Source organism: Psychromonas algicola, from assembly GCF_004378355.1.
In the GTDB taxonomy this organism is placed as follows: Bacteria; Pseudomonadota; Gammaproteobacteria; order Enterobacterales; family Psychromonadaceae; genus Psychromonas.
The window spans coordinates 1-25,765 of sequence record NZ_SNUB01000040.1; the positions used below are offsets into that span (position 1 = coordinate 1).

A 25,765-nucleotide genomic window follows, 5' to 3' on the forward strand; every position below is an offset into this window, starting at 1 on the left:
ATATGTCAAGAAACCGTTATCTCAATCATGTAAAAAGCAGTTTAGGCAAAGGTGAATTATCGATTAAACGATACAGTACAAAAAACAAGTTTAACCAGAAAGGTTATCCCTTAATAATGAAAGGTGACGAGTTTTTTATACAATATCGACAGTGAAATAATAAATAAAAATCAATTTGAACTTGATTTACAAAGAGTGACCATATATGTCCACTACTTTAACGTTAAATACGGCATAACCCGATTTTTTTATTATAGATGATGCACTATCTAGTTTTTTGTAAAGTTGAAGGTACTCATTACCATACCAGTTTCCGCTTTGGTCTGTAGTCGGTATAATTATAATTTTTTCATGTGCCTTTTTGGCATCAGCATAACCAACTTCCCATGGACACCATTTTGAGTTTGTAAAATTAGGTGTTGCTAAAAACAAAAACCAATCAGTTTCGGAAATTTTACTCTGAATATTACTTGCTGTTACTTTATTAGGAGTTTCTGGCATTTCATTATCTTGCCAATCAATATAAACATCCCAACCATCTTCAGCTAATAAAGTCTGTAGCCCTTCAGCTAGATCATTATCTTTATGACTATGACAGAGGAAAGCTGTTTGCTTATTCTTCGACTTCGCCTCAAACAGGGAGTTTGCAACCACTGTTCGTTGAGTCCGACGAGAAGCTATTCTTAATTCATTAATTGATATTGCCATCTCGCCTCCATTTGATAACTGCTAACGAGGCTGTAAAATTACTCCTACAGCGAAAAATGATTATAAAGTGAGTTCCTGTAATGAATTCTAAGCGATTTAAATACACTAGTTAATGCATTTGGAACCCATGAATTGAGTCTAAAACCTCAAAAAAGAGTTATTCTACGTCCTCAACGCCGCCAACAACGGCAGACTTTTTGTTGTGATTTTTGTGCGACAAAGGCGAAGCCTGCACAAAAAGCGCAGCGGAAAGGCTGTCCGATTTGCTTGGCTTTGTTATACGATTGCATATTTCATTTTATAACCACCTGTAATCTCGAAACCATTAGACTGATAAAACTCTACAGTGCGGTCAAACTTTGGTACTGGCGGCGTACATAACTCTAAACGCTTCCAACTTTTATCTTTTGCAAAATTCACAATTTCTTGAATGAGTGATTTACCTACTTCCTTTGATCTATATTCTGGCATTACATAAAACTCTTGAATTATGCCAAAAGCACCTTCTGCATAAAGAGAGTAACTTTCACAGATTGCGCCAAAACCAATAATCTGATCTTTATCAAACGCAGCCATCACATGATAGATACCATTTGAGACATAATTTTCACACAAGCTTATTGCTAGAGGCACATCAACATCAAAATGCTGTATTCCTGTACGTTCAATAATTTCATTGGTTAGACATACAGCCAATTTGGCAATTTCTCCTGATTGATATTTTTCAATAATCTTGTATTTCATGAGATATAGAGTCCTTCTTACGTATAACAATATACTATCCATAATTCGCGATAGTAACGATTTATAAAATATAAAAAACTGTAAAACAATAATAATTAAATCGCAACCTGTCAAAACCGTACAAATAAATAAGTCATTTTTTTATGCTTTTTGAGAAGATACTCGCTTTGTAGAAACTAAGCACTGCGTCATATTCAGCGCTTTTATGCTGAGTATGACGCAGCACATAAAAAATTAACGACTATAAATCAATTAATTAGAAGTGCGCTCATGTAGAAAACGAGCACTTTAATGCTCACTTTCCACACAAAACATGACTTTGGATATTGAGTTTACCTTACCACTTTTGTTCTTGAAAACCGAAGGTGGCTTAAAAGCCACGTCCCTAAGGACACGATAATAAATACATAACCAATGCTCAATGCGGCTACGACTTAGCCTCCGTTGAGCTTTCCCAAACAGTGAAGGACTTTCAGCAACAGCAAACAGGACGTTTGCTGTAAGTTCATCCGGCACATGGACGTGCCGTATGAACTGGTGCGTTTAGAAAGTCCTTTATTGTTTGGATCAGAAAGCGACTCGGAGCCAGTCTCTTTGCTTACTTTCTCTGCTGGCAGAGAGAAAGTAAAGTCGCCGACAGGGCGAAAACACTGCAAATAACAATCAAACTGACTGGACGAGCGCAGACGAGCTAATTAACAGCAGAATAAAATTATTTTTAAAAAAAATTAAATTAATATGAATTCCCACAGGCACTATGGGAACTAGATAAAAATGAATACATGAACAACATTTAAAGAAGTTACAATGAATTTGGGATGTAGGATTCATCCTACCGCTTTTGATCTTGGTGACCGAAAGTGGCTTAAAAGCCACATCCCTGATACACAACAATAAAAATACAATAATTAATATATAAGACGATACTCAATGCGGCTACGACTTAGCCTCCGTTGAGCTTTCCCAAACAGTGAAGGACTTTCAGCAACAGCAAACAGGACGTTTGCTGTAAGTTAATCCGGCACATGGACGTGCCGTATGAACTGGTGCGGTTAGAAAGTCCTTTATTGGTTGGATTAAGAAAGCGATTCGGAGTCAGTCTTTTTGCCTACTTTATTCTTCTGATAAGAAAAAGTAGTGTCGCCGACAGGGCGAAAACACTGTAGATAACAATCAAACAGACCCGACGAGCGCAGACGAGCTAATCTAAAAGCAAACAGCCTAAAAACAAAAAAGGAGCCAAACGGCTCCTTCAAAACGAATCTAAAAAATAAGATTAAAAGTAGTAAAACTACTTCCATAACACTGCATTAAATCGCTCAAACCCAGCTTCCAGATCTGCAATTAAATCCTCTGGGCTCTCTAATCCAATATGCAAACGAATTAATGGCTTGCTGCTATCCCATTCTGTTACCGTTCTGATTTTATCCAAACCAAACACACCTAAAATCAAACTCTCGTAACCGCCCCATGAAAAGCCCATTTTAAAATGATGCATATTTTCAACTAAGGCAGTCACTGATTTTAGATTGCCTTCTTTTAACACAAACGAGAATAAACCATTTGATGCGCTGAAATCGCGTTTAAAGAATTCGTGTCCGGGGCAAGATTCAAAGGCAGGATGACGAAGGTGATCCACTTCTGGACGTGTTGCTAACCAGTTAGCCACTTGCAGAGCATTCTTCTCATGCTGTGCCATTCTTACGCCTAATGTACGTAAACCGCGGCTTGCTAGATACACATCGTCTGGTGATGTACATTGTCCCATTAGGTAACTGTTTTCACGTAGTTGCTCCCAATGAGCTTCGTTTGATGTGGCGGTACCCATCATCACATCGGAATGCCCAACTATGTATTTAGTTGCCGCTTGAATGGAAATATCAACACCCATATCAAATGGACGAGAGTTAATTGGCGACGCCCATGTATTATCAAGCATCACCACAAGACCGCGTTCATGTGCTGCTTCACACAGCGCTGGCACATCTTGTACTTCCATGGTGACTGAGCCCGGTGATTCTAAGAATAAGACTTTAGTGTTGTCTTTGATTAAGTATTTGATATCAGCGCCGATCATTGGATCGTAGTAAGTAGTTTCTATACCAAATCCTGCCAGTAAACTGTCACATAACGCGCGAGTTGGTTCATAAGCACTGTCTACCATTAATAGGTGGTCACCCGCTTTTAAGAATGACATTAATGAGTTACTGATTGCAGCAGAGCCTGATGGATATAACGCCGTACCAACGCCACCTTCTAATTCGGCAATCGCCGCTTGGAATGCAAAATGAGTTGGGCCACCACGACGGCCATAAAACAATTCACCGTTGGCTTTATTTTTAGAAGCAAAACGCATATCTTCCATAGTTTCAAATGTCATTGTAGAAGCACGAACCACTGGCGGGTTAATCACTCCGTTAGTCCATTTTTTATCACGACCTAAACTTACAATCTGCGTTTCTTTTTTCATTTGAATTATCCACTCTGCTTGAAGAACATACTTAATGCATACATATTAACACTTCAATAAAAGATGAACAGCGACAAAATAGTCATAAGATAGAGCGATTTAATACAGATTAAGCCGCAATGACTTTTGTTAGATAACAGGTATAATCTGCGTCTTTTAATTCGCTAAATAGGCTTAACATGCATTTTGAAACTCATTTCACTTTAGATCGCGAACATTATGGAGAATGCTTTGATCAATCCATGTTGTTAAAAGGCCCACAAAAACCACGTTACCTTTTTATGGCTGTGGCGATAATCACTGGTTTATTATTTTTATTTGTCAGTACTGTGAACGGTTTATTAGCGTGGTTCTTTTTTGGTTTAGCCGCATTAGAATATGCAAGCTTTAAGTATCGTCGAGCTTGGTGGTTAGCGCGCCAAATGATAAGCAAAAATGCAGGCAATAAAATCACGCTGATTTTTGATAAACATGGCATTGAAAACAAAAGCGTTTACATTAACTTTCAGTTAGCTTGGGAATCAATTAAAAGCTTTCATGAAAATGAAGTGGGTTATATGTTGGAGTTGCATCAAGGTGGACAACAATATTTAAGTAAAAGCTGTTTAAACCAAGAGTTACAGGATTATATTCATAAGCAGTTAACAGCCAAAAGATAACAGCTTAGCATTGCAACAATCTGCTCTATTAACATAAGCCAATCTCAGATTGGCTTTTTTTATTGCTTGGTCGTTTCCTTCGCCACTAATTTATAATCATCAACATTCAATTGGTGCTTTTTAATCAGTTTATAAAAGTCGGTTCTATTTCTCCCAGACAATTCGGCGGCTTTAGACACGATCCCATCAGTCATCTTTAGCACTCTTGCAATATAGTTACGTTCAAAGGCTTCTTTGGCATCGGTTAAGCTTAAGAAATAATCACTGTTATGAATAAGTGCTTGATTCACCAATGACAATCCAATGACAGGCGATTGCGTTAATGCGACACATTGCTCAATGACGTTGACTAGTTGGCGTATATTCCCCGGCCACTGGGTTTGACAGAGCTTTTGCATGGCTTCTTCTGAAAAACGAGTAACTTGCACGCCATGTTTTTCAGCACTTAAGTTTAATAAGTGACGCGCGAGGACTGGCACATCTTCTTGTCTTTCATTCAAACTAGGTAAGCGTAAGTTAACCACGCAAATTCGGTAATATAAATCTTCGCGGAATTCGCCCTCTTCCATCGCTTGTTTAATGTCTTTATGCGTGGCTGAAATGACTCGCACATTGGTTTCAATTGTTTGCGTGCTACCAACAGGCCGCAATGCTTTTTCTTGTAATACGCGTAATAATTTTACTTGCAGTGAAACGGGCATATCACCAATTTCATCTAAAAATAAAGTGCCACCTTCTGCGGCGCGGAATAAGCCCATGTGGTCACTAATAGCACCAGAAAATGCACCTTTTTTATGACCAAATAATTCAGATTCAAGTAAATGCTCTGGCAATGCACCACAGTTTAAGGCGATAAAAGGTTTGTCTCGTCGGTCACTGGCTTTATGAATACTCTTGGCTAATACCTCTTTACCGGTTCCACTTGCCCCTGTGATCAAAATGCTGACGTCACGGCGTGCAATTAAACCAGCTTGGTCAATTAGCTTTTGCATCACTGAACTTTTGAAAATAATATCCTGAGACCAACTCGTTGAAACATGCGAGGAAGATTGTGCAATCGCATTAGCGAGTGCTTCCCTTAGTTTGCCATGGTCAATGGGTTTGGTAATAAAACCTAAAGCGCCCTTTTCTGTTGCGACAACAGCTTCATCAATAGAGCCGTGAGCAGTAATCAGAATAACAGGTAAAGAAGGTTGATTTAATGTAACGTAATCAAGCAGATATAATCCATCTTTCCCCGGCATGCGTAAGTCGCTTAATAGCACTGAAAATTTACGATCGGTGATCAAATGAATAGCAGTATCCACATCAGTCGCCGTTGTTACATCATAACCTTCGCTCTTTAAGCGAATGCTGAGTAATTTTAATAAACTCGCATCATCATCAACAATTAAGATAGGTTCAGCGATGGCAGTTTGCTCTAGCGATGGTGATATTTTCATAGGGCTTATTTATAGATTCCTAATTAGTATTGAGGGTTTTCTCAATATCCATAATGGCTTCAATCTTAGCTTGGGCACTGATTAACTCTGCTTTTAATTTGGCACTGGTTTGGGTTTGTTTTTTTAACTTAGCGTTCAAATAGATCGCATTCTTTTTATTAACAAGATCCTGTTTATTATGCGTTGCTAGAATATAAAAGAAATGGCCGAAGCTATTGTCATTCGCCTTGGCAATGGCAAATAGCGTATCCGTCGCTTTTAATCGCACGTTAACGGTTTCGTGATGCTGACTTAATAAGATAAGACGTTTATAAGTATCGCCATTCAACTCACCTAATGCCGTTAATGCCTGTTGATGCTCTGCTTTAGTATGTGCTAAAGATTGATAAGCAAAGGTTTGCCAGCCATATAAATTACAAGCACTATCAGAATTATCATAGGGAAATACCTCACATTCATCTTTTAATGAAGATTCAGAAAAATTACCCGTTAAGCTATTAAAGACAGAGGTAAACCCTTGCTGGCTGCAAGCAGATAAAAGAAAAGCCGATAAAACAAAAAATAATATTCTCACAAGAAGCCTTTAACTAAACCTTGGTATTAGGTAGCGGTAAAATAATTTTAATCGCAAAATCAAAATCAGGAATAACAACAAATTCTACCGTTCCATCCAGTAGGTGAACGCAATCTCTTACGATTGAAAGTCCAAGACCCGTTCCTGGCAATGAATCATACCTTGGGACATCACTGCGGCCGAAAGGTTCTAAAATATTGCTTTGTTGATCTTCTGGTACTTTGGGTCCGGTGTTCGCAACAACCAGTTGAACTGTATTCGCTTCTTCAGCAAGCGTGACTAAAACGCGACCTTGTTCAAAACCATAGGCTTGCGCATTACTTAACAGGTTATCGATAATTCGGGTAAATAATTTTGCATCAGTGTGTAATGTGGTTAGCTGACATTCAATTTCAACGCTTTGTTTTCGTTTAAGAAAAAACTGTTCATAACGAGAGCGGGACTGATTTATAAGTTGCTTTATATTCTGCGCTGAAATACTTGGGTTAGAGCGCTGTAAAAGATAGTTATAGTCCAGCAGCTGTTCTGTTAAATGTTTAAGGTTTTGCGTGCAATCTTCCAAAATACCAACCACTTCGGTTTGCGTGTTAGTTAGTGGGCCTGAAATTTCATCTTTTAAAATGGCACAGCTTTCCATAATGCTGGCTAAAGGTGTTTTAAATTCATGGGAAGCATGACGCAAGAAAGACTGACGTAACATTTCTAACTTAGTTAAACGTGCCGCCAAACGATCAAGTTGCACATTAATTGCCAGCAATTCTTTGGGCCCGTTAAAAATAACATCCTTTACGATTAACGCTTGGCTCGTTGACTCTTGATCAACCAGATCGACTTTTTCTTTACCTAATTGACTGATTTTATTTTTAAGGAAATTCACTGGCGTAGTGACTTGTGAGCTTAATACAATCAATAACAAAAACGTTAGAAAGGAAACCCACAATAAGGCAACCATCACTTGCTTTTGTTTACTTTGGCCTAATGCTATTTGCTTTTCTTTCGCGGCATCAATAGATTTCCAGAGCTCACCCATAATGACAGATTGATTCGCGCTGAGCGATTGTAATAATTTATTTAGTGTTGATTCATTAATGCCTGCATAGGCTTGTTTTAATTTTTCAATATTGTGTTTTTGCTGCTCTGAGAGTTGATTTAGTTGCACTGGGGAAATAGCGGCGAATTGTGCAATTTTATCTTGATAACGGCGAATATTATCGTTCGCTAATAAGGTGATCGCTTTACTTTGTAATATCAGTGACTGCTTTGTTGAGCGTTCAATTTCAACGAGGATGCTTTCAAGTTCAACGGCGATACGCACAGATTCAATGGAATGATCTGTTAGCTTTTGCCATGACAAGTTTACGTTTTTTTGGATAGCCGTACTTTGCCAAACAAAAATGCCGAGTGGAATAAGAGAAATTAAAAAACCGACAAGTACTAAGTACTTTAGTGGGATACGTCTAAGGGGTACATACATTATAAATGTGTTATCTCATTGCGAAACAAAACCCGAAGGTTTATAGGAATGATCTCATTGTGCAAAAAATTATGATGTATTGCTAGTTGTGTTAATTGCTCGGGCTATGTTTTTATTTATTGCCTAGCAAATGTCTACTTGGTTCAGATTGCTCAATAAAACCGGGTGAAATTTTATCGAGCCACTGTTTTTAAGCTTAATAACAAACGATCACAAAACAGCTTAATCCGAACCAAGTATACAATTTTACTTAACTAACTATTTAGTTAGTGCAGCAAATTTGCTGTATTCTTCTTTAGATAAATCAGCTGTTTTATCTAGATCAAGCTCGATGAATGCATCTAATAACATATCATTCATTTCAGCTTCTTCAATGCTGATAACGCCATCTTGGTTTGCATCCATTGATTGGAAGCTTGCTTCGATTGCTTCTGGAAGGATACCTTCAATCGCTGCTGTTTCTACCGCTGCTTCTTCTAATACAACAACATTATCAGTTGTTAGCGCTTTTTCTGTTGATTCACCTTCTTCAGCTGAAACAAAGATTGAAGCTGTGAATGCAGTAGCAGCGAATACAGATGCGATAATAAGTGATTTTTTCATGGTAGAACTCCGTTTTAATATTTAATTTAAATGATTTAGAAAATACGTTATTTCGATAACGACAAGCCTAGTATTGCGATAAGTGTGCCAGAAAATTAATAGCCAACAAATTCAACAACTTAAAGATAAAAAACGGTTTTTAAAGCGTATTTCACTCAAGCAAATGTCGCAATATACAGACAACTATCAAGCAGCAATCTCATAACCATTAAAAATCAATAACTTAAATAGTCTTCAAATGGAGACACTTATTTTAACAATGAGTTTAATGAACTAGAATTACGTTCAAAAATGCAATAAAAGAGAAGTAAAACGAGGTGAAAAAGAAAATAAATAATTATTTATTTTTATTTAAATAAGCAAAAAACAACCAACAAGGTAGGCAAACTAGCATGGTCGTTAAAATATCAAACCAAGAATGATAATCTAGCACTGTCATCAGGTAGCCATAGGCGAAAACACTCGCTAAGGCGAGTATTCCAATATTGAGTTGAGTCTGTAACAGAGCAAAGATCATCACCATCACAATGGCTGTATGGGAGCTGAAATTTGCATCCATAGCCAGCCACCAGCCAAAATATATTTCAATAAATGCAAACAAGATGACGTATGAAAAAGCAACGATAAAGGAAAATAGTCGCTTTAAGGTAAATAGAGGCTTCAGAACGAAGCCGCAAAGGATAGCTAATAGCGGAGTATAAGTATCAGCGAGTATGGCGAGTGCTGTATTCATGATTTCCGCTTAGCATTGATTAATTGGCTTTGGGTTGAGAGTAATCGAAGCTTGGATCGCAACTAGCAGTTTCTTCACAATCATTAATGCCATCATGATTAACGTCCCAGCTTGGATGCATTCGCATAATACTTCTAAATGATGCCTTGCTATTATTGTTTGGATCTAAAGCCACTAATTGCAATAACACTTCATTAGCTTGATTAGGATAGTCGGTGCGGGTTTGATTGCTACCATGGCTTTTAAAGGTGAACTTAATTAATCCTTCTTGTACAAATACGTTTTGTTTCACCACACTTTTTTGTATTAAAGTCAGTTCAGTTTCACGAATATCATTCCCTAAAAATGCAGAGCTTAAATGGGTCGCTTGGTCAGTCTTAAAGTCATAGGAAAAAAGTCCAGCGTATGCATTAATCTCGTTATTTTTAGTATTGACGATATAGGGTGCGGCGAAATAAGTTAAGCCTTTAAAATTATCATCCAACAAGGTGAATTGGGACATGTTGAGATAGATGATCTCGCCCTGTATTCCTGCCTCTTTATCACCTTTAGCTAGCATTGCATTTTGACCACGAAAATAAATGGTGTCATCCACTTGCTCTGCTTTGTTTAATACCACTGCCATTTGTGTTTCAGGAGAAATAATCGACACGGGATTAGGTTTTGATAAAGATTGAAAAACCACTTTATCCGTCGGTGTTTTACAAACTTGCTCAGAAGCATCCCACAGACCTTCAATATTGGCACAAGCTTCAGGCGAATTAGCGCGGCTTTGTAAAAAATATGCCACCGCTATAATCAAAACTAAACCTAATAAAACTTTATTAAAAGTGCTAAACATAATTATTCTCTACTTTTGAAGTGAGTTATTATTTTGTGCCTCTATATCAGACAATTGTATATCCGACAAAACACGTAAAAAGTCACCGCTTAATGGGGCGTGGACTTCGATTCTTTGCTCAGTTTTTGGATGGATAAAGCTTAGGTACTCAGCATGTAACAATAAACGATGAATAGCAAAGTGTTCTCTAAACATTGTATTGTGTTTGCCATCACCATGAGAAGTATCACCCACAATAGGATGGCGTAAATGCTTCATATGACGACGTAGTTGATGTTTACGACCTGTTTTAGGTACCAACTCCACTAATGAATAACGAGAAGCTTGATAGGGCCCGACGGCTATCGGCACTTCGGTTTTTGCTAGACAACGATATTCGGTTATTGCATCCTGTGCAGGTTTAATTTGATCGGCTTTTTTATCTGCAATTTTGTCGTATTGATACTTTAAAGGATAATCCAAAATCCCTTGGTCAATATGTCCCCTTACTACAGCAAGATAACGTTTTTCAGTAGTATGGTCGATAAACTGCTGCATTAAATGGCGTGCGCTGTCTTTATCTAAAACAAAGAGTAAAACACCTGAAGTGGGTCTATCTAAACGATGTACTGGATAAACGTGTTGCCCAATTTGATCGCGTAATTTTTGCACGGCAAACTCAGTGGCATTGGTATCTAACCAACTACGATGCACTAATAATCCAGAGGGTTTATCGATAGCAACCACGTAGTCATCTTGGTATAAAATCGTTAATTCAGGCGTACTACTTTCAACAACAATATCTTGTTGCTCAGCAACAGTGGCAAGCATGCCTTCTAAGTTGTCGAGATTATCCAGGTGATCAAATCCATCAATATTTGGTTCATTTAGTTCTGTGGTTGGTTGCGTCATGCTGCTCTATCTATTTTGTGAAGATTAATAATATCAAATAAGATATTTAAGGGGTTAATATAACAATAATTGCTGCAACATTCAGTTCAAAAGATGATATTCATTTTAAATATCACCCCACTCATTTAGCGATTTGTTTTACTTACTCAATAAAAGCCTTTAAATTGATTTATTAACTCATCTTTTTAATAAAACAATAATGATATTAATTAATGGAGCACTATGAATGAATAATGAAATAAGTATTGAGATTGGTAATGGTGTGAAGTTAGTTGTTCTTATTGAAGTGAAACCAGATCAAGCACAACAGCAAATAGATCTTTACGATAAAATCAGACCACTCGTACTCGAAGAGGAAGGTTGTTTACAATATGAATTAAGCCGAGTAGCAGGCAGTGATGTAAAATTTGTTTTAATTGAATGCTGGGAATCTCAAAGGCACCTAGATTTACATGAGAAAACAACACATATGATAGAGGCTAATGCGAACAGCCCTTCTTTCAGAGCCTCACCTGCGACTGTATTAAAATTAGCTCATTTGGAGAATGATTAATAACAATGCATAAATTTTTGGGTTTACTACTTTACCGCCACCAGCGCTTTAAAGGTGAAACTTATTTACGGCATCGTTTCCCTTGGATGCTTGGAATTAGTTGTATTTTTGCATTTTTCCTAACGGATAGTTATTTGGGATTTTTTATTACCATTGCATTCTTTATGTTGATAGACATATTTTTGGCCATTGCCGCTTGGTTTTATTACGACAAAGAATTATAAGTGGCAGTGTTTTTTTAAAAAGGCCGCTCTATTAATATCGCAAAAAATACTAAAATAAAAAAACGGGTGATTAAACCACCCGCTTTACTATCCAATTAAATGACTTTATGACAACTACACAGTAAATTTATCTGTCATATCTGCAATCAATTTAGATTGTTTCTCAAGACTGACAAACTGCTCTCTTGCTTCCGTTGAGCTATTACCAATATCATCAGCCAACGATGCGATGCCGTTAATACGCTCAGCAATTTCAGCAGATACCGTTGATTGTTCACTTGCTGCTGTAGAGACTTGAACATTCATTTCAGATAGCTGCTGGATGGCATCGTTACTATTACTCACAATTTCACGAATACGTCCCATTGCTTCTGTTACTACTGCACGCTGCTGGTCTGAACGAGACATATCTTGCACCGTTCTTTCTGCACTCGATTGCAGTTTCTCTAAGATTTCTTTAATTTCAATCGTACTATCTTGGCTGCGTTTTGCAAGGCTACGAACTTCATCGGCTACTACTGCAAAACCTCGACCTTGCTCACCTGCTCGTGCAGCTTCAATGGCGGCATTCAACGCCAGTAAGTTAGTTTGTTCTGACAAACCTTCAATGACGCTTAATACTGAGCTTATCAAATTAACATTGTCACCTAATTCTGTTATCGAGCTCTCTACTCCAGACATGAGGTTATTTAAACTTTCAATTTGTTCATTTGATACTTGTACTTGTTTCAGTACATCTTGCATTTCTTTTTCTACCGCACTTGCTGATTCACGCGTTTGCTCGGCGGTATTGGCTATTTCATTTGATGATGAGGACATCTCATCAATCGCCGTTGCAACTTGAACGGTTTGATGTTTTTGATCGTTAGATAATGTTTCTAAGCGAGCCTGCTGTTCATTAGATAACTCAGCAATATGGTTTAACTCGCCACTTGTCGTTTTCAAACCACGTATATCTGTAGCCATGGAGCTGATAAAAGCATTAAAGTCAGTGGCAATTTGGTTAAGTAATGAGATATGGCTCGAAGGTAATTGCGCAGTTAAGTCACCTTCTCCCGAAGCCAAGCCCTTAACCGAAGCGCTTAAATCGTTTAACGGACGGTATAAACGATTAATTGCTATAAATACAACAAAAGCAACGATAATGAATGCAATAATAAACAACATAATAGATCCAGAAACCGCACTATCAACGACCTTGACGACTTCCATATCAATAGACTCAAGCGCTTTATCTACATCATCGATATAAAAACCAGTTGAAATAATGATATTCCATTTTGGTACTAAAATAGAATATGAATATTTTGGCGAAGGCTCTTCATCACCAGGTTTAATGAAATAGTAAGTCGTAAACCCAGCTCCCTTTTTACCTGCGGCAATAATATTCTGAACAATAAAATTACCTTTTTTATCTTTACTTTCCCAAAAATTTTTACCGATGCCTTTATTTGAGCCACTTTGCAAACGTATCCCTTTAAGGTCATAGGTAAATATATAACCTGTACCACCGTCGTAACGGAGTGTGTTTAATAATGCTAACGCATCATTTAAACCACTTGTTCCAGGCTTAGCCACATAAGGCTGAATAATTGAGTTGGCACTATCCATAATACTCACTAAACGTTTTTTCTCGATTTCTAAGGTATTAACTCGAGTGACATCCCCCACTTTAACTTTTAATTCTCCCGTACTGTTGATTTGGCTATATAGACCAATTCCAGCAATAACAATAAAAGGAATAAAAACCAAAAGGTATATTTGAACTTTTAAGGAACGTAACATATAAAAACTCCGCTATGTGGCCAAAACCACATCATTATTTATAAAAAATACTACTTAACAATTAAAAGGTTAGACGATAAGGATACTTTCAGCTAATGGATTTTAAAAAAATAACAGTTATGAGTCACAAATAAACAAACAACTAGAATAAACAAATATTAAAAAATGCCACACAAAAAATTTAATATAAACAGAAGTAAAAAAATAAGCTCAATATCACCCCCATTTTTTTAGATGCGATCTTGATTGAAGTTATTTATAATAGAATTTGATAAGAGCATTATTTCATTAGAATCCCAGTAAAAACCAGAGGTACACATGGAAATAAATTTAATAGCTTATTTACCTGAAATAATATCAGTGACTGTGATTGCTTTTTTTATGTCAATTAGTCCTGGAGCTGATTTTGTAATGGTGACGAAAAACAGTATTTTTCATAATCGAAAAGCAGGCTTATATTCAGCCTTAGGAATTAGTTTAGCGATTTGGATACATGTTGCTTACTCTATTGCTGGCTTAGCAGTGATTATTTCTAACTCGGTTTTTCTATTTTCTATTATTAAATATTTAGGCGCTGCTTATCTAATTTATATGGGTTGGAAAACATTTCAATCTAAAAAAGAGATTGAAATCAATGACGATGGAGCAAAACAATCGCTTTCTAATTTTACAGCATTTAAAGCAGGTATTATCACCAATGCATTAAACCCTAAAACAACCATATTCTTTCTCAGTATTTTCACACAGGTTGTTAACCCAGAAACACCTCTTCTTTTACAAATCCTCTACGGAGCCATTATTTCGCTCGCTCATTTAATATGGTTTAGTGCTGTTGCAATTTTTATGACTCACCCACCTTTATTAAAAATGTTTAACCAATATAGAGTAAGTATTGAAAGAGTCATTGGCAGTGTATTAATTGCTTTCGGTTTAAAAGTAGCAGCAACAAGTAACGGCTAAACGGTCTATTTCGCAATTAATGACCGTTTATAATGACAACTTTAAACAGGGATAAACACAAACGCGAGAACATCGTTCTCATAATCTTTCGTGGTTTTATATTCTCGATATCCCGATGATGCAGCCACGCCTAAGATATAATTGACTAACCTCAGTTCTGGATAATGGAATCGTAAATTCTTTTAATATCAAAACGTTAAAAGCTTATACGATACAGTACTGTTAGTTTTGTGTAGTTCAAGGCAAATTATCGAAGCAATAGCTGGCTATTGGGAGATGATTTAACGCTGAAATGCGTGAAAATAACGGTGCTGTATAGATTTGCTTATTCAGAATTGAGGTTAACTAGTTCAAATGTGTAATTTTGAGCGTATTTTTTACCTGCTTCAATTTCAAAAAAGTGAGGTTCAAGGATTAATGTTTGCCCTGTACAATATGACGATAACTCTGTAGACGCTATAATTTTTCCCGTACGCTCAACAAACAAAGCAAAACATCCTTCTTGTACCTTACCTTGTTCATTTTTCGGTAAGGTGTCATTCAATATGGCTAAAAATTCAGGTTCACTCTCAAAAACAATCCCTATTCCACCTACCGTTTGTTGTATTTTACTAGCACGAATCGCTGCATTATAAATATAAGTTTCTTTATTGTCGTATAACGAGGTTTTAACGAAATGAGAAACACTATATTACTGTGAATTAGTTAACCTTGACACAGCGATTATTTTTTCATAAAGCACCTAAATTATCATATGCAAAAGGTTATTCCGAAGAATAAAAAGCGTATTGATAACCGAAATTTACATAATATAAAATCAATTGATAAACGCTCGTTGAGCGCATGTGAATAAAGCCTATAAAACTCATGCGTATAGATTACTTAATTGAAAATAGAAGTATAGACGGCAAAAAGGCTAATGAATAAAACTGAGGGTTGAAAACATTAAAAAAAAGGCAAAAAAAAGCCCCAACTCTTATGCCATGGGGCTTCAAGGAAGTTATAACAAATAGGTCGCTAACTACAGCGTTACAATTGGTTACAATTTGTTAATGAACTATTTATTGTAGCTTACCGCTAAATCATAAAAAGTCGCTTGTACATAGTCATCGGCTTTACCTGATTTATTTTGGTTATAAACGCCTGCTTTGAAGTACATGTACTTACCACCTTGATCATAACCACTTTTACTCATATCTGTAGAGCGAACGACATCTGGTTTGCCCGGACGCATAATAGAAACTGTTAATGTATTACCTTCAACATTAATGCGGTAACTAAATTTTTCATTTAACGCGATACCGTCAGAAGGATCACTAGCGCTATTGCTTTTACTACCAATCATTTCCACCCAAACTTCTTTGTTTTTAACTGGCTCATGAGCATAGTAAATTGAGCCTTTGCTATTTCCAGGAAGTTTACGGTAATAAATACGAACAGGTTCGTTATGATTTGCATGAATTTGACCAATAACAACACGACCAACTTGGTAATCTTTACCAGTGGTTGTTACGTGATTAACAGCAAGTGTCGCATCCATGGTGCCATCAACACCACCTGCAGCGGCTTTATCTGCAGCAGGCGCAGTAGAGAATACCCAGTTATTGCCAGTTACACCTTTTGTGCTATGACTTGTATCGCCACGACGTATCATGCCACGTAACTCAGAGCGAGTATAAGAAGTGTTTTTTGATGTTTTTGCACCAACAATTGGAGCTTTAAACACAATTCCATCATCTTCATTTAAGTAAAAGAATTCAGCAGAAACATAGCCAGAGTTTAATTGTTTTTCTTTAATTTGATCAGCTTTTCCATTGCCATCTTCATCAACCGGTACACTTAACGTCCAACCTAATAAATCAAACTTAGTCGACGGTGCAACAGGATCCGCAGCAAAAGCACTAGTGCTTAATAACAATGCCCCCACTACTCCTGCAGTCATTCTTGCAAATACAGCATTAACCGAGATTAATTTTTCCATGTAAAACCCTTTTAAATATAATATGTGTGCTTGCAATTATACTTCACTTCCTTGATTGGTAAAGTTTATCGCTTTATTAAAGTCCCCTAAAGACGCAGTTAATTTTACTAATTGAACTAACTGCTTAATTAACAGTCATTTAACAAACGGTAAAAAAAGACTGCTACACATCACCTTCAATTCTTTTTAAAATAATGAATTTATATTAAAAAATAGTTAGTTAACTTATTGATTAAGTAATTAGATTTGATATTGTCTTAATGGTTAACGACTTTTCCTCATCGTTACCTTGGTATTGTTAATCAAAGTTTAATTTTATGTTGTTAACATGACATCACATTGGCTAACAATGCAGAAAATAAGAGGCGACTCAGGTTATTAATTTAACCTATTTTTTTATACAATTAACAATGAATTCTGAGTATTTAATAATGAAAATGGTTTATAGCAATGAAAGTTCGTTTTTAGTAAACAATACAAAAAACCTAATTGAGGCGGAAGGTATTAATACTTTTATTAAAAACGAATTCTCACAGGGTGCAATGGGAGAAGTTTCAGTTTTTGATTCTTGGCCAGAATTATGGATTTTTGATGACGAAGACTTACCTCGAGCTTTAGAAATTGTTAGCTTATCGCAAAATAGCGTTAATAAATCTGATTGGGTTTGCCAACAATGTTCTGAAGAAAATCCAGCCGCATTTGATTTATGCTGGAACTGCCAATCTGAGAAAACTAAAAAAGTAAGTTAACTTCATCAACTTGAATAATCCCACCGATAGCACGTATTTTAATTGATTTTTTGTGGTTCCTTGGTCGCACCGAGGAACACGTATATAATCGCCACACCATTAACGACTAAGATATTCTTTCATGAACATGAATACCCTGACCGATTTTCTAGAGCAAGCCCAATGTCAATATCGCGTATACGATTTAGGACGACTTGTTCAAAAAATTAATAATAGCGAATTTCAAAGGATCGCAAGTAACCAAGCAGCTTATCCCTTTCCTATCCAACAACATGCTTATATTGCTTTAACATTCTGGCAAGTAGCCACGCAAAAAGAACATTTTGTTTGGTTTCTAAAAATGCCTTTAGATGAACAAGGTTTAATGAAAATAACCGCGCAAACTAGCTTTATTCGAATGGTAGTTGAAGCGATGGGTGAAGACTTAACCGGTGAAGTCAGCGATAAATTACAAGAAAGATTAGCAAGCAATCCTTTTGTATTTAAACCAAGTACAGAAAAGTTAGCTATTTTTAACGCCGACATTAACAGTAGTTTTATTCGTCCTCCTTCATCTTTTTATCCAGACATTCAAACATACTTTTCTAGTTCAGATGACTGGGACGAATGGCAAACATTAGGGTTTCAAGGTTTTGCAGATTTAGCTGCTCGCTTGAACCATGATAATAACCAACAAAAAATTATTGATGCGCTAGACTATTTACCAGAGCAACCTTTACAGACCTTGGCTTTGTGTCTTGAAAACCAATCAGACATAGGGACTGCGTTAGCAGAAAAAATTGCTCAACAAGCGACTAAGCGTCTTCAACTAGGCCAAGAGGTAACAGCGACATTATTATTGAGATCTATTTCAAGCGCCAATGCACAAGGGATCACAAAGCAATTATTATCCGAACAACTTGCTTCTAACTTAGCAAAAAATGCAGACTGGTATGTTGCTGTTGCAGGTCGTTGTTGGACACAATTAGAAGATGAAACATTACTTAATCGTTATTTTGAAGCGCTGGCTAATAATCATTTAACTTTATTTCCACAACTCTTTGCTGATTTAGTAGCAATCCCAGCATTAAGAGATAAAGTATTAAAACAATTACGCTTAACGGCTCGTTCGCCAGCTCTTTCAGAAGCTATTGGGTTACTATTTTCAGGGCTCAAAGAAAATACTTAAGGAAAAGTTAACATGATAATGTGGGATTTGTTTTTTATTCTTGGCATGGTGCTACTTGGCACAACGCTTTGGAAATTACGCCAACAATCTGAACTGGCTAAATCAATGATAGAACAACACTGTAAAAACTTAGAGTTACAAGTATTGTCTGTTGCCCGATCTCGCTTTAACTTTAAACTTGGCCCAGATTTTTTACAGTCGAGCTTTGTATTTGAATTTAGTAGCGATGGAACTAATCATTATCAAGGCACTTTATTCTTAAATGGATTAGTTAAACCGCGCTTTCAATTACCTGCTTATCGTCTTGTTGATGATCAAGATTCTTTTTAAAAGGTCAGTTTATGGATCGTATTATATTAGTCGCACAGCAATTAGCGAAAGAAGGTAAAACCCCCAATACAGCTAGCATTAAAGCTCGCTTACCAAAAAACACCCCATTGCCTGCGATTATTCAAGGTTTAAAACTATGGCAAGCCGATCCCAACAAGCAGATTGAAGTTCCTACTGAACCTTCATTAACAGGCGCGGTACGAGATAAAAATGAAAACAGCATTGATAGTTTGATTACAAATAAAATTGAACAGGCGATTGCGCCATTAAAAGATGAAATCAACAATCTAAAATCTCAGATCAAAATCTTACAGTCACAAATTAAAATTACAGCAGAAGAATAAAAGTGTTTATAAAAGAATTAAGCTTTGAATGTTATCAAGATACGCAATATGCGAGCGTTGAACGTGCTATTAACAATTATCTGGATATGCTGCGTTATAATGGCCAAATATTAGGGCGGGAGTTCCCTATCGCTATGCAAGGCGCTATTTTTACGACCCGATTAGTTTGTCCAGAAGAGCATAGCTTAAGTAATCGTTTTAATAGCCCACAAGTAACACACGCTTTAAATGGTTTAACTGAAGCAGGCTTATTGGCACCTAAAATTAAAACCATTGCAGAAGACCTTAATTCTCAACAATGTGCGACCAATTTCACTCCAAGCTGGCAAATTCTTTATACCACTTTTTTAGACACTTGCTCACCCATTCGTTGTGGCGAAACATTAGCGCCTATTCCGCTTTATCGCACACCGGAAGAAATTAGCAATGGCGATCGTAAGAGCGCAATAAAATGGCAAGAAGAATGGGTAAACTTAGATGAATTACAAATGAACGGCTCAGCCGTTTCTAGTGCCGCGCTTAAGGAATTAGGCGATGTAACCAGTAAGTTTTTCCACCGTGGCAGTAATTTATGTAAACGCATTCAGTTTATCACCAAGGTCCCTACTTATTATTATTTGTATCGCGTTGCTGGTAAATCATTGCAAGAAGAACAAAACCGTCCTTGTCCAAGTTGTGGAGGAGAATGGCGATTAGCACAACCACTATTTGATATATTCGATTTTAAATGCGACCAATGCCAATTAGTTTCCAACCTTTCTTGGGACTTCAAAAAATAGGAATTAAAAATGTTAAAAAAAATAAAATGGATAGGTATTTTTATACTTATCTTTGTGATCAGCATATTTGTACTTAAGAATTTTTCAGAAGATGAAGTGGGAGATATCAGCTTAGGTTTATTTACCACGCAAGATATCAAATTAAATATTTTAAAAGATCCTATTGTCACAGGTGTAACTTGTCATGTTGCTTCTATTGAAGCTGACCTTAGTTTTTCTGACCCTAGTGATAGTTCTATTGCATGTAGACAAACAGGTGAAATCACTCCGAGTATGATTGCGCAGATTGATAAAAGTAAATCTGGCGAAGTTGTATTTGAGAAATCAAAAAGCATCTTCTTTAAAACAATGAAAATTAGACGTGTTTACGATGCCGACAATCAAACGCTTATGTATATTTCATATTCAACCAAGGAAATAACAGGTAGTTTTAAACATAGCCTTTCAACGGTTCCATTATGGGGAACTAAAGCTTATCAAGAAGTAGCTAGCCTAACTGAATAAACCTTTGAGTTTAGATAAATCACACAAATAAAAAATCCTCGATGAACACTTATCCATCGAGGATTTTTTATCATTTTTGAATAGCACAATATTTAACTTAAATTAGGCTTCAACACTTCAACTAACGCATTAATATGATCATCTCGCTCATTAAGCGCTGCGATATAACGGTACTTCTCTCCCCCCGCTTGCTCGAATATCTCCCTGTTTTCACCTTCAATCTCTTCTAGTGTTTCTAAGCAATCCGCACTAAAAGCTGGGCTGATAATAGCGATATCTTTAATACCTTGCTCAGGGAAACCTTTCAGTGTTTCGTCGGTATAAGGTTTTAACCATTCAGCTTTGCCGAAACGGCTTTGAAAAGTTGAAATCACTTTATCTTTATCTAAGCCCAATTTTTCAACGACTAAACGTGTTGTTTGTAAACACAAGCAATGATACGGATCGCCATTATCTAAAAATTGTTTAGGCATACCATGGTATGAGAACACTATTTTTTGTGGCTCACCATTATTTTGTAAGTCTTCACTTACACTGTTCGCTAGTGCTTCTATATAAGTTTCATTTTTATGGTAACCATTTATAAAATGTAATTCAGGCACCCAACGCCATTTACTTAATACTTTGGCAACGGCATCAAAGGTAGAGCCTGTTGTTGGGCTAGAATATTGTGGGTATAGCGGTAACACTACGATACGAGTAAAGCCTTTCTCACGTAATGCTTCTAACCCAGCTTCAATAGAAGGATTACCGTAGCGCATCGCCATCACTACTTCTGTTTTGTCATAACCTTGCAGCTTTAACGCTTCGCTTAATTTGTCACGCTGCAATCGAGTAATATGAGTTAGCGGAGAGCCTTGCTCGGTCCAAATGCTTTTATATAATTTAGCAGAACGTTTAGGACGTAATCTTAAAATTATACCATGTAAGATGATCATCCAAATTAAACGAGGTATTTCAACAATACGTCTATCAGATAAAAACTCACTCAGGTAAATGCGCACAGACTTTGTTGTTGGTGCGTCAGGGCTACCTAAGTTAGTTAATAAAATCCCCGTTTTCTGATGAAAACGTCCTTCGTGAGGGTTATCTGTAATACCTGAAAAACGTGACACACAAAGCTCCTTTTGAGCGAGTTAATATAAACTAAACAATTATGAATAAATTAGGATCATTGAATAAGCTAATTTACCATGAACCGTGATGATAAACGATAATCAAGCTAGGACTTTCATTCTAAAACAACCGCCTTTTTTGTACTAGCGACCACGTAATTAACGGAAAGGTCCTCAGAAGAAACAGACCACTTCCACATTAAAGGGTTAAAACAAAACCCTTTTTTATCTTTATTCTCTAAACCTGAATTTTTGATTATTTGAGTAAGTTCATCGGGTTTTATAAATTTTTGCCAAACATGTGTTCCCACAGGTAACCAACGCATCACTCTTTCAGCGCCGATGATGGCAAACAGATAACTTTTTGAATTGCGATTAATAGTCGAACAAATCATCAAACCACCCGGCTTTAATAACGCCTCACAACTATCAATTAATGTTTGAGGATCCGCCACATGCTCGATCACTTCCATATTTAAAATAACATCAAAAAGCTCACCTTGTTCAACCAAGGTTTCCGCTGTAGTGTGGCGATAATCAATATCTAGCCCAGACTGCCTTGCATGTAGTCGAGCAACGGAAATATTGCCAACAGCGGCATCAGCCCCAACAACTTTTGCGCCGAGTCGTGTCATAGGTTCACTTAATAAACCGCCACCACAACCAATATCAAGGAGACGTAAGCCTTTTAAAGGTTGTAGATTGGTTGTGTCTCGCTGAAAAGTATCAGTAATTTGTTCAATAATATAACTAAGGCGTGTTGGATTAAGCATATGCAAAGGCTTGAATTTACCTTTTTTATTCCACCACTCACTGGCCATAGCTTCAAATTTTGCCACTTCAGATTGATCAATTGTATTTTTTGCTGACTTACTCATATCATCAATCCTTTATTGTTACTTTTCATTAAAAGTCTGTTTAGCCGATTCTTTTTCGCTTCGCCATAATGGGTAAAAGCTAATGAAAAATAGACACAGCATTAATACGCTAATTGCAGTGAGATTACTCATACCAAAAGCGTCGAAACTTGCACCAAAAACATACCCACTCCCCACTAAAACAACCACCCATAATAAAGCAGAGCATGCATTTAATAGAGTAAAGGTTCTCCATTTCATACTTGTTAAACCAATAGGAAAAGCACCGATAGTACGTAAACCTTTTGGATACGATAAATAAAGATATAAACAATGCCGTAACGTTCAGCCAAAGCACGAGCTTTTCTGAATAAGCGGCCAAATTTAGTCGCTTTATTTAACCAACTTTCACCATACTTTCTTGCTAAATAGAAACGTAATTCGTCCCCTAAATAACCTCCAGCAAAAGTTACCAAGGCGACTAAATAAAGATCTAACGCACCACTATAGGCAGCATAGCCAGCGAACCACTTTTAAGTGTGCAATAAGCAAATAAAATAAGATAAACAACCATGCCATATTGTTTTAGTAATAAAAGAAATGCTTCCACTCCGCTTCCTTATTCATGATCTTATTAGCTTAACGGTTTCAGGTTTGCGTTAATAAATAGACTTATTTATAACTCTGCTTTTTTATCTAATAAGTTACTTATTTTTTTGAAAAAGATATCTAATGACTCGGGCTCTTGGTATTCAAAATCAACGGCGCCATGAAACAATAAAGTGACAGTTAAATCTTTATAGGCTAACCAACAAGTATATCCATCAAAGTCATGTGAAGCGCGAATACCAGATAATTCGTAACTACCGTTAGACTTATGGCCATGTGTTGTTACCAAATCAAATACCTGCAATAGATTCAATTTTTTAATCTTGTTAATACTCATAGTAATACCTTTAATTTTATTAACGGAGCAATGAATCCATGATTTATATACATGTATACGAAATAGGTGGGGAAAAGATCATTACTGCCTTTATTATGAATATGTAGCTTTATCTATAAAGATAAGAGGTGAAAAAGAAGCACAAACAAAAACGCCCCTAGCAAATAATATTGGTAGAGGCGTTTTAGGCAGAATTGCTAAGTGTTAATCTTCGTCATTATCAATCACAATGCTTCTTTTTTTACGACGCATTGGTGCAGCACCAACATCCACTGATTCATGGAAAACATGTTCTTGTTTTTTACTGCTGACTCTTGCTTTTTTAGGTGCAGATTTTTTCTTCACTTCGACAGTTTTCTTCGCTTTAAACACTTTCTTCTGAACAGGTTTTAACCCTTTAAATTTAGGGTTGATGCCTTCTACTTTGTCAAAGTTGATCGACTGTGCAACAAAGCTCTCAACTTTTTTGAAGTTATCCCAATCTTTAGGGCCAATAATAGAGATCGCATCACCTAACTCACCAGCACGGCCTGTTCGGCCAATACGATGAATATATTCTTCAGTATGTTTTGGAATATCGAAGTTAAATACATGACTTACGTGGATCAAATCTAAACCACGAGAAGCAATATCAGTCGTGACTAAGATTTTATCTTTACCGCGTGAAAATGAATCCATGATTTTATTACGATTCGATTGCGTTAAATCACCATGCAAAGCAACTGCAGACATCCCTTTTTCAACTAGAATCGCACTTAAGCGTTCGGTATCAGCGCGAGTTGCAGTGAAGATAATCGCTTGATTAATCTTTTCTTCTTTCAAAAAGTGAAATAGCAATTTTTCTTTTTGATTTAAATTATCAGCAAGGTAAAAACGCTGTGTGATTTCACTATGCTGTTGATTTTCTTCACCAACGGCAATACGCACAGGTGACTTAAGTAAGTGCCCTGCAAATTCGTTTACTTCACCATGCCCCAATGTTGCAGAGAACATTAATGTTTGACGTAAACGATGGTTAGCCGCTTCATTAATAGCTGTTAATTGCTCAGCAAAACCTAAATCAAGCATACGATCCGCTTCATCTAAAATAAGCAATTCTAAACCAGGTAAATGTAATAGTCCTTTTTTAAGGTGATCTACGATACGGCCAGGTGTACCAACAATAAAATGAGGATGTTTATCAATTGCTTTAACTTGGTCGTTAAAGTTTTCACCGCCTAATACTAAAATAGATTTAATACTGGTATTAGACACCAATAAACGCAACTGAGCGTAAACTTGTTTGGCTAACTCTCGAGTTGGAGTCAAAATAAGTACTCTTGGATCACGACGCGTTAATGCGCGCGTTTTTAATACACGTTGCATTGCAGGTAAAAGGTAAGCCAATGTTTTACCCGAGCCTGTTTTAGAGGATGCAAGAAGATCTTTCCCAGAGACAGCAATCGGAACTGCTTGTGCTTGAATTTGTGTTGTTTCAGTAAAACCTAAATGAGAAACTGAGGTGATCAAACGCTGATCAATGGGTAAATCTTTAATTAGCAATGTATGCTCCAATAGGGTCAAAATCGTAACAATAACGATATAAATAATAATATAGCTGGATAGTATAACGATTAAGCAGAAAAACGAGAAATGAAGTTTTTAATAGTAGTCAAAAAAGTGCTGAATTATTCGAAATAATGGCCATTTAAGACCGATTTAAAAGAAAAGGAACAGCAAATGCTATTCCTTTATAAATGGATGCTCACCACTTTGCTTTAGATTGCGCTCATTCCCATTTCAAAAATAAGCTTTTCAGCAGTGCATTCAAACTTTAAAGAAACTTTACTTTCAATTGCATTATTCACTTCTTCAAAGGCAACGCTAACTTCTACCGTTTCAAAACGATTTTTAGCGGCTGTAATATATTTATCCGCTAATGCTTCAACACTCGGTTTATCAGGACCAGTAAATGGTAATACCAGCACAGTATCATCTTCAGCAATAACACTACCTAACTCTACGATGGTTCCACACGCTTCACAAACATCAGCTTCCTGTGTTGTGTTTTTAATTTCTTGAGACATTATTTACCTCGAATATTTGCTTATACAATAGTGATGATTGTATCGCGCTTTGGATAAAAAAAGCGAAGGGTAATACTCGTCCTTTCGCTTTTTAATGATTTAAATCATACAAAACTAAAAGCAATAGAAAAGACGAAATAGAATTCTAATGCCGATCAGTTAAGAAAAATTAGTTGATTTTTACCCGAATGGGATCAGAATCCGATGTTCACTCAACATCGGATTTTTTTATGCCTTTAGATTACGATTTCCACTCACTCGAAGC

General features: G+C 36.6%; 30 protein-coding genes. 10 read left to right on the forward strand and 20 right to left on the reverse strand.

The features are described from left to right. Positions 1-186 precede the first annotated feature (186 nt). From E2R67_RS14955 to E2R67_RS14965, 3 genes are all read right to left on the reverse strand, one after another. A complete protein-coding gene (locus E2R67_RS14955) occupies positions 187-708 on the reverse strand; it encodes a toll/interleukin-1 receptor domain-containing protein (RefSeq protein WP_134291752.1) in 522 nt (173 codons plus the stop codon). A gap of 276 nt (positions 709-984) precedes the next feature. Continuing rightward, on the reverse strand, positions 985-1,452 hold the full coding sequence (locus E2R67_RS14960) for a GNAT family N-acetyltransferase (RefSeq protein ID WP_134291753.1): 468 nt from the start codon (positions 1,450-1,452) through the stop codon (positions 985-987). A gap of 1,291 nt (positions 1,453-2,743) precedes the next feature. Then, a complete protein-coding gene (locus E2R67_RS14965; RefSeq protein WP_134291754.1) occupies positions 2,744-3,922 on the reverse strand; it encodes a cystathionine beta-lyase in 1,179 nt (392 codons plus the stop codon). Between the two features lie 179 nt (positions 3,923-4,101). On the opposite strand from E2R67_RS14965, the gene E2R67_RS14970 reads away from it, so the two are divergent. After that, positions 4,102-4,581 carry a YcxB family protein gene (locus E2R67_RS14970; protein WP_134291755.1) on the forward strand — a complete coding sequence of 160 codons (480 nt, stop codon included), beginning with the start codon at positions 4,102-4,104 and terminating at the stop codon, positions 4,579-4,581. A gap of 59 nt (positions 4,582-4,640) precedes the next feature. On the opposite strand, the gene E2R67_RS14975 is transcribed toward E2R67_RS14970, so the two are convergent. From E2R67_RS14975 to truC, 7 genes are all read right to left on the reverse strand, one after another. Then, positions 4,641-6,023, reverse strand: a complete 1,383-nt coding sequence (locus E2R67_RS14975) for a sigma 54-interacting transcriptional regulator (RefSeq protein WP_134291756.1) — start codon at positions 6,021-6,023, stop codon at positions 4,641-4,643. A 19-nt stretch (positions 6,024-6,042) separates the two neighbouring features. Further along, positions 6,043-6,597, reverse strand: coding sequence for a hypothetical protein (locus E2R67_RS14980; RefSeq protein WP_134291757.1), 555 nt, complete (start codon positions 6,595-6,597; stop codon positions 6,043-6,045). Positions 6,598-6,610: 13 nt separating this feature from the next. Next, entirely contained in the window at positions 6,611-8,071 is a 1,461-nt protein-coding gene (locus tag E2R67_RS14985; protein ID WP_134291758.1) for a sensor histidine kinase, read from the reverse strand. A gap of 258 nt (positions 8,072-8,329) precedes the next feature. After that, positions 8,330-8,674: a hypothetical protein gene (locus tag E2R67_RS14990; RefSeq protein WP_134291759.1), complete on the reverse strand. Its 345-nt coding sequence runs from the start codon at positions 8,672-8,674 to the stop codon at positions 8,330-8,332. A 337-nt stretch (positions 8,675-9,011) separates the two neighbouring features. After that, positions 9,012-9,407, reverse strand: coding sequence for a hypothetical protein (locus E2R67_RS14995; RefSeq protein ID WP_134291760.1), 396 nt, complete (start codon positions 9,405-9,407; stop codon positions 9,012-9,014). A 19-nt stretch (positions 9,408-9,426) separates the two neighbouring features. Then, a complete protein-coding gene (locus tag E2R67_RS15000; RefSeq protein ID WP_134291761.1) occupies positions 9,427-10,248 on the reverse strand; it encodes a hypothetical protein in 822 nt (273 codons plus the stop codon). Positions 10,249-10,257: 9 nt separating this feature from the next. Next, positions 10,258-11,058, reverse strand: coding sequence for a tRNA pseudouridine(65) synthase TruC (gene truC / locus E2R67_RS15005; RefSeq protein WP_134291777.1), 801 nt, complete (start codon positions 11,056-11,058; stop codon positions 10,258-10,260). Positions 11,059-11,365: 307 nt separating this feature from the next. Between truC and E2R67_RS15010 the strand changes: the two genes are divergently transcribed. After that, positions 11,366-11,692, forward strand: a complete 327-nt coding sequence (locus E2R67_RS15010) for a putative quinol monooxygenase (RefSeq protein WP_208379547.1) — start codon at positions 11,366-11,368, stop codon at positions 11,690-11,692. A gap of 5 nt (positions 11,693-11,697) precedes the next feature. Continuing rightward, positions 11,698-11,916 (forward strand): hypothetical protein, encoded by a 219-nt coding sequence (locus E2R67_RS15015; RefSeq protein ID WP_134291762.1) that lies wholly within the window; start codon positions 11,698-11,700, stop codon positions 11,914-11,916. 114 nt (positions 11,917-12,030) lie between these two features. Here E2R67_RS15015 and E2R67_RS15020 read toward each other — a convergent pair whose 3' ends face one another. Beyond that, entirely contained in the window at positions 12,031-13,701 is a 1,671-nt protein-coding gene (locus E2R67_RS15020; protein ID WP_134291763.1) for a methyl-accepting chemotaxis protein, read from the reverse strand. Between the two features lie 318 nt (positions 13,702-14,019). On the opposite strand from E2R67_RS15020, the gene E2R67_RS15025 reads away from it, so the two are divergent. After that, positions 14,020-14,661, forward strand: coding sequence for a LysE family translocator (locus tag E2R67_RS15025; protein ID WP_134291764.1), 642 nt, complete (start codon positions 14,020-14,022; stop codon positions 14,659-14,661). 325 nt (positions 14,662-14,986) lie between these two features. Here E2R67_RS15025 and E2R67_RS15030 read toward each other — a convergent pair whose 3' ends face one another. Beyond that, positions 14,987-15,205 (reverse strand): hypothetical protein, encoded by a 219-nt coding sequence (locus E2R67_RS15030; protein ID WP_134291765.1) that lies wholly within the window; start codon positions 15,203-15,205, stop codon positions 14,987-14,989. A gap of 513 nt (positions 15,206-15,718) precedes the next feature. Next, positions 15,719-16,642, reverse strand: a complete 924-nt coding sequence (locus E2R67_RS15035) for a polysaccharide lyase family 7 protein (RefSeq protein WP_134291766.1) — start codon at positions 16,640-16,642, stop codon at positions 15,719-15,721. Positions 16,643-17,073: 431 nt separating this feature from the next. Between E2R67_RS15035 and E2R67_RS15040 the strand changes: the two genes are divergently transcribed. The 6 genes from E2R67_RS15040 (at position 17,074) to E2R67_RS15065 (ending at position 20,516) form a co-directional block, all read left to right on the forward strand. Beyond that, a complete protein-coding gene (locus E2R67_RS15040) occupies positions 17,074-17,391 on the forward strand; it encodes a putative signal transducing protein (RefSeq protein ID WP_134291767.1) in 318 nt (105 codons plus the stop codon). A 121-nt stretch (positions 17,392-17,512) separates the two neighbouring features. Continuing rightward, the gene (locus E2R67_RS15045) at positions 17,513-18,559 is read left to right on the forward strand and encodes a DUF3549 family protein (RefSeq protein ID WP_134291768.1); all 1,047 of its coding nucleotides are present in this window, start codon (positions 17,513-17,515) and stop codon (positions 18,557-18,559) included. Positions 18,560-18,571: 12 nt separating this feature from the next. Further along, positions 18,572-18,889, forward strand: coding sequence for a DUF3301 domain-containing protein (locus E2R67_RS15050; protein ID WP_243837035.1), 318 nt, complete (start codon positions 18,572-18,574; stop codon positions 18,887-18,889). An 11-nt stretch (positions 18,890-18,900) separates the two neighbouring features. Next, complete coding sequence (locus tag E2R67_RS15055; RefSeq protein WP_134291769.1) at positions 18,901-19,233, forward strand: hypothetical protein; 333 nt, start codon at positions 18,901-18,903, stop codon at positions 19,231-19,233. A 2-nt stretch (positions 19,234-19,235) separates the two neighbouring features. Then, complete coding sequence (locus E2R67_RS15060; RefSeq protein WP_134291770.1) at positions 19,236-20,012, forward strand: Zn-ribbon-containing protein; 777 nt, start codon at positions 19,236-19,238, stop codon at positions 20,010-20,012. Positions 20,013-20,021: 9 nt separating this feature from the next. Then, on the forward strand, positions 20,022-20,516 hold the full coding sequence (locus E2R67_RS15065; RefSeq protein ID WP_134291771.1) for a CreA family protein: 495 nt from the start codon (positions 20,022-20,024) through the stop codon (positions 20,514-20,516). A 92-nt stretch (positions 20,517-20,608) separates the two neighbouring features. Here the strand turns inward: E2R67_RS15065 and hemH are convergent, their stop codons facing one another. The 7 genes from hemH to E2R67_RS15095 all read right to left on the reverse strand — a co-directional run bounded on the left by hemH (position 20,609) and on the right by E2R67_RS15095 (position 25,500). Continuing rightward, complete coding sequence (gene hemH / locus E2R67_RS15070; protein WP_134291772.1) at positions 20,609-21,631, reverse strand: ferrochelatase; 1,023 nt, start codon at positions 21,629-21,631, stop codon at positions 20,609-20,611. 116 nt (positions 21,632-21,747) lie between these two features. Next, positions 21,748-22,509 carry a bifunctional 2-polyprenyl-6-hydroxyphenol methylase/3-demethylubiquinol 3-O-methyltransferase UbiG gene (ubiG, locus tag E2R67_RS15075; protein ID WP_134291773.1) on the reverse strand — a complete coding sequence of 254 codons (762 nt, stop codon included), beginning with the start codon at positions 22,507-22,509 and terminating at the stop codon, positions 21,748-21,750. 18 nt (positions 22,510-22,527) lie between these two features. Beyond that, entirely contained in the window at positions 22,528-22,749 is a 222-nt protein-coding gene (locus E2R67_RS16900; RefSeq protein WP_243837036.1) for a DedA family protein, read from the reverse strand. 5 nt (positions 22,750-22,754) lie between these two features. Beyond that, entirely contained in the window at positions 22,755-22,964 is a 210-nt protein-coding gene (locus E2R67_RS16905) for an SNARE-associated domain-containing protein (RefSeq protein ID WP_243837037.1), read from the reverse strand. Positions 22,965-23,164: 200 nt separating this feature from the next. Continuing rightward, entirely contained in the window at positions 23,165-23,434 is a 270-nt protein-coding gene (locus tag E2R67_RS15085) for a DUF3081 domain-containing protein (RefSeq protein WP_134291774.1), read from the reverse strand. 204 nt (positions 23,435-23,638) lie between these two features. After that, positions 23,639-24,976, reverse strand: coding sequence for a DEAD/DEAH box helicase (locus tag E2R67_RS15090; RefSeq protein ID WP_134291775.1), 1,338 nt, complete (start codon positions 24,974-24,976; stop codon positions 23,639-23,641). A 215-nt stretch (positions 24,977-25,191) separates the two neighbouring features. Beyond that, positions 25,192-25,500, reverse strand: a complete 309-nt coding sequence (locus E2R67_RS15095; protein ID WP_134291776.1) for a DUF406 family protein — start codon at positions 25,498-25,500, stop codon at positions 25,192-25,194. Positions 25,501-25,765 lie beyond the last annotated feature (265 nt).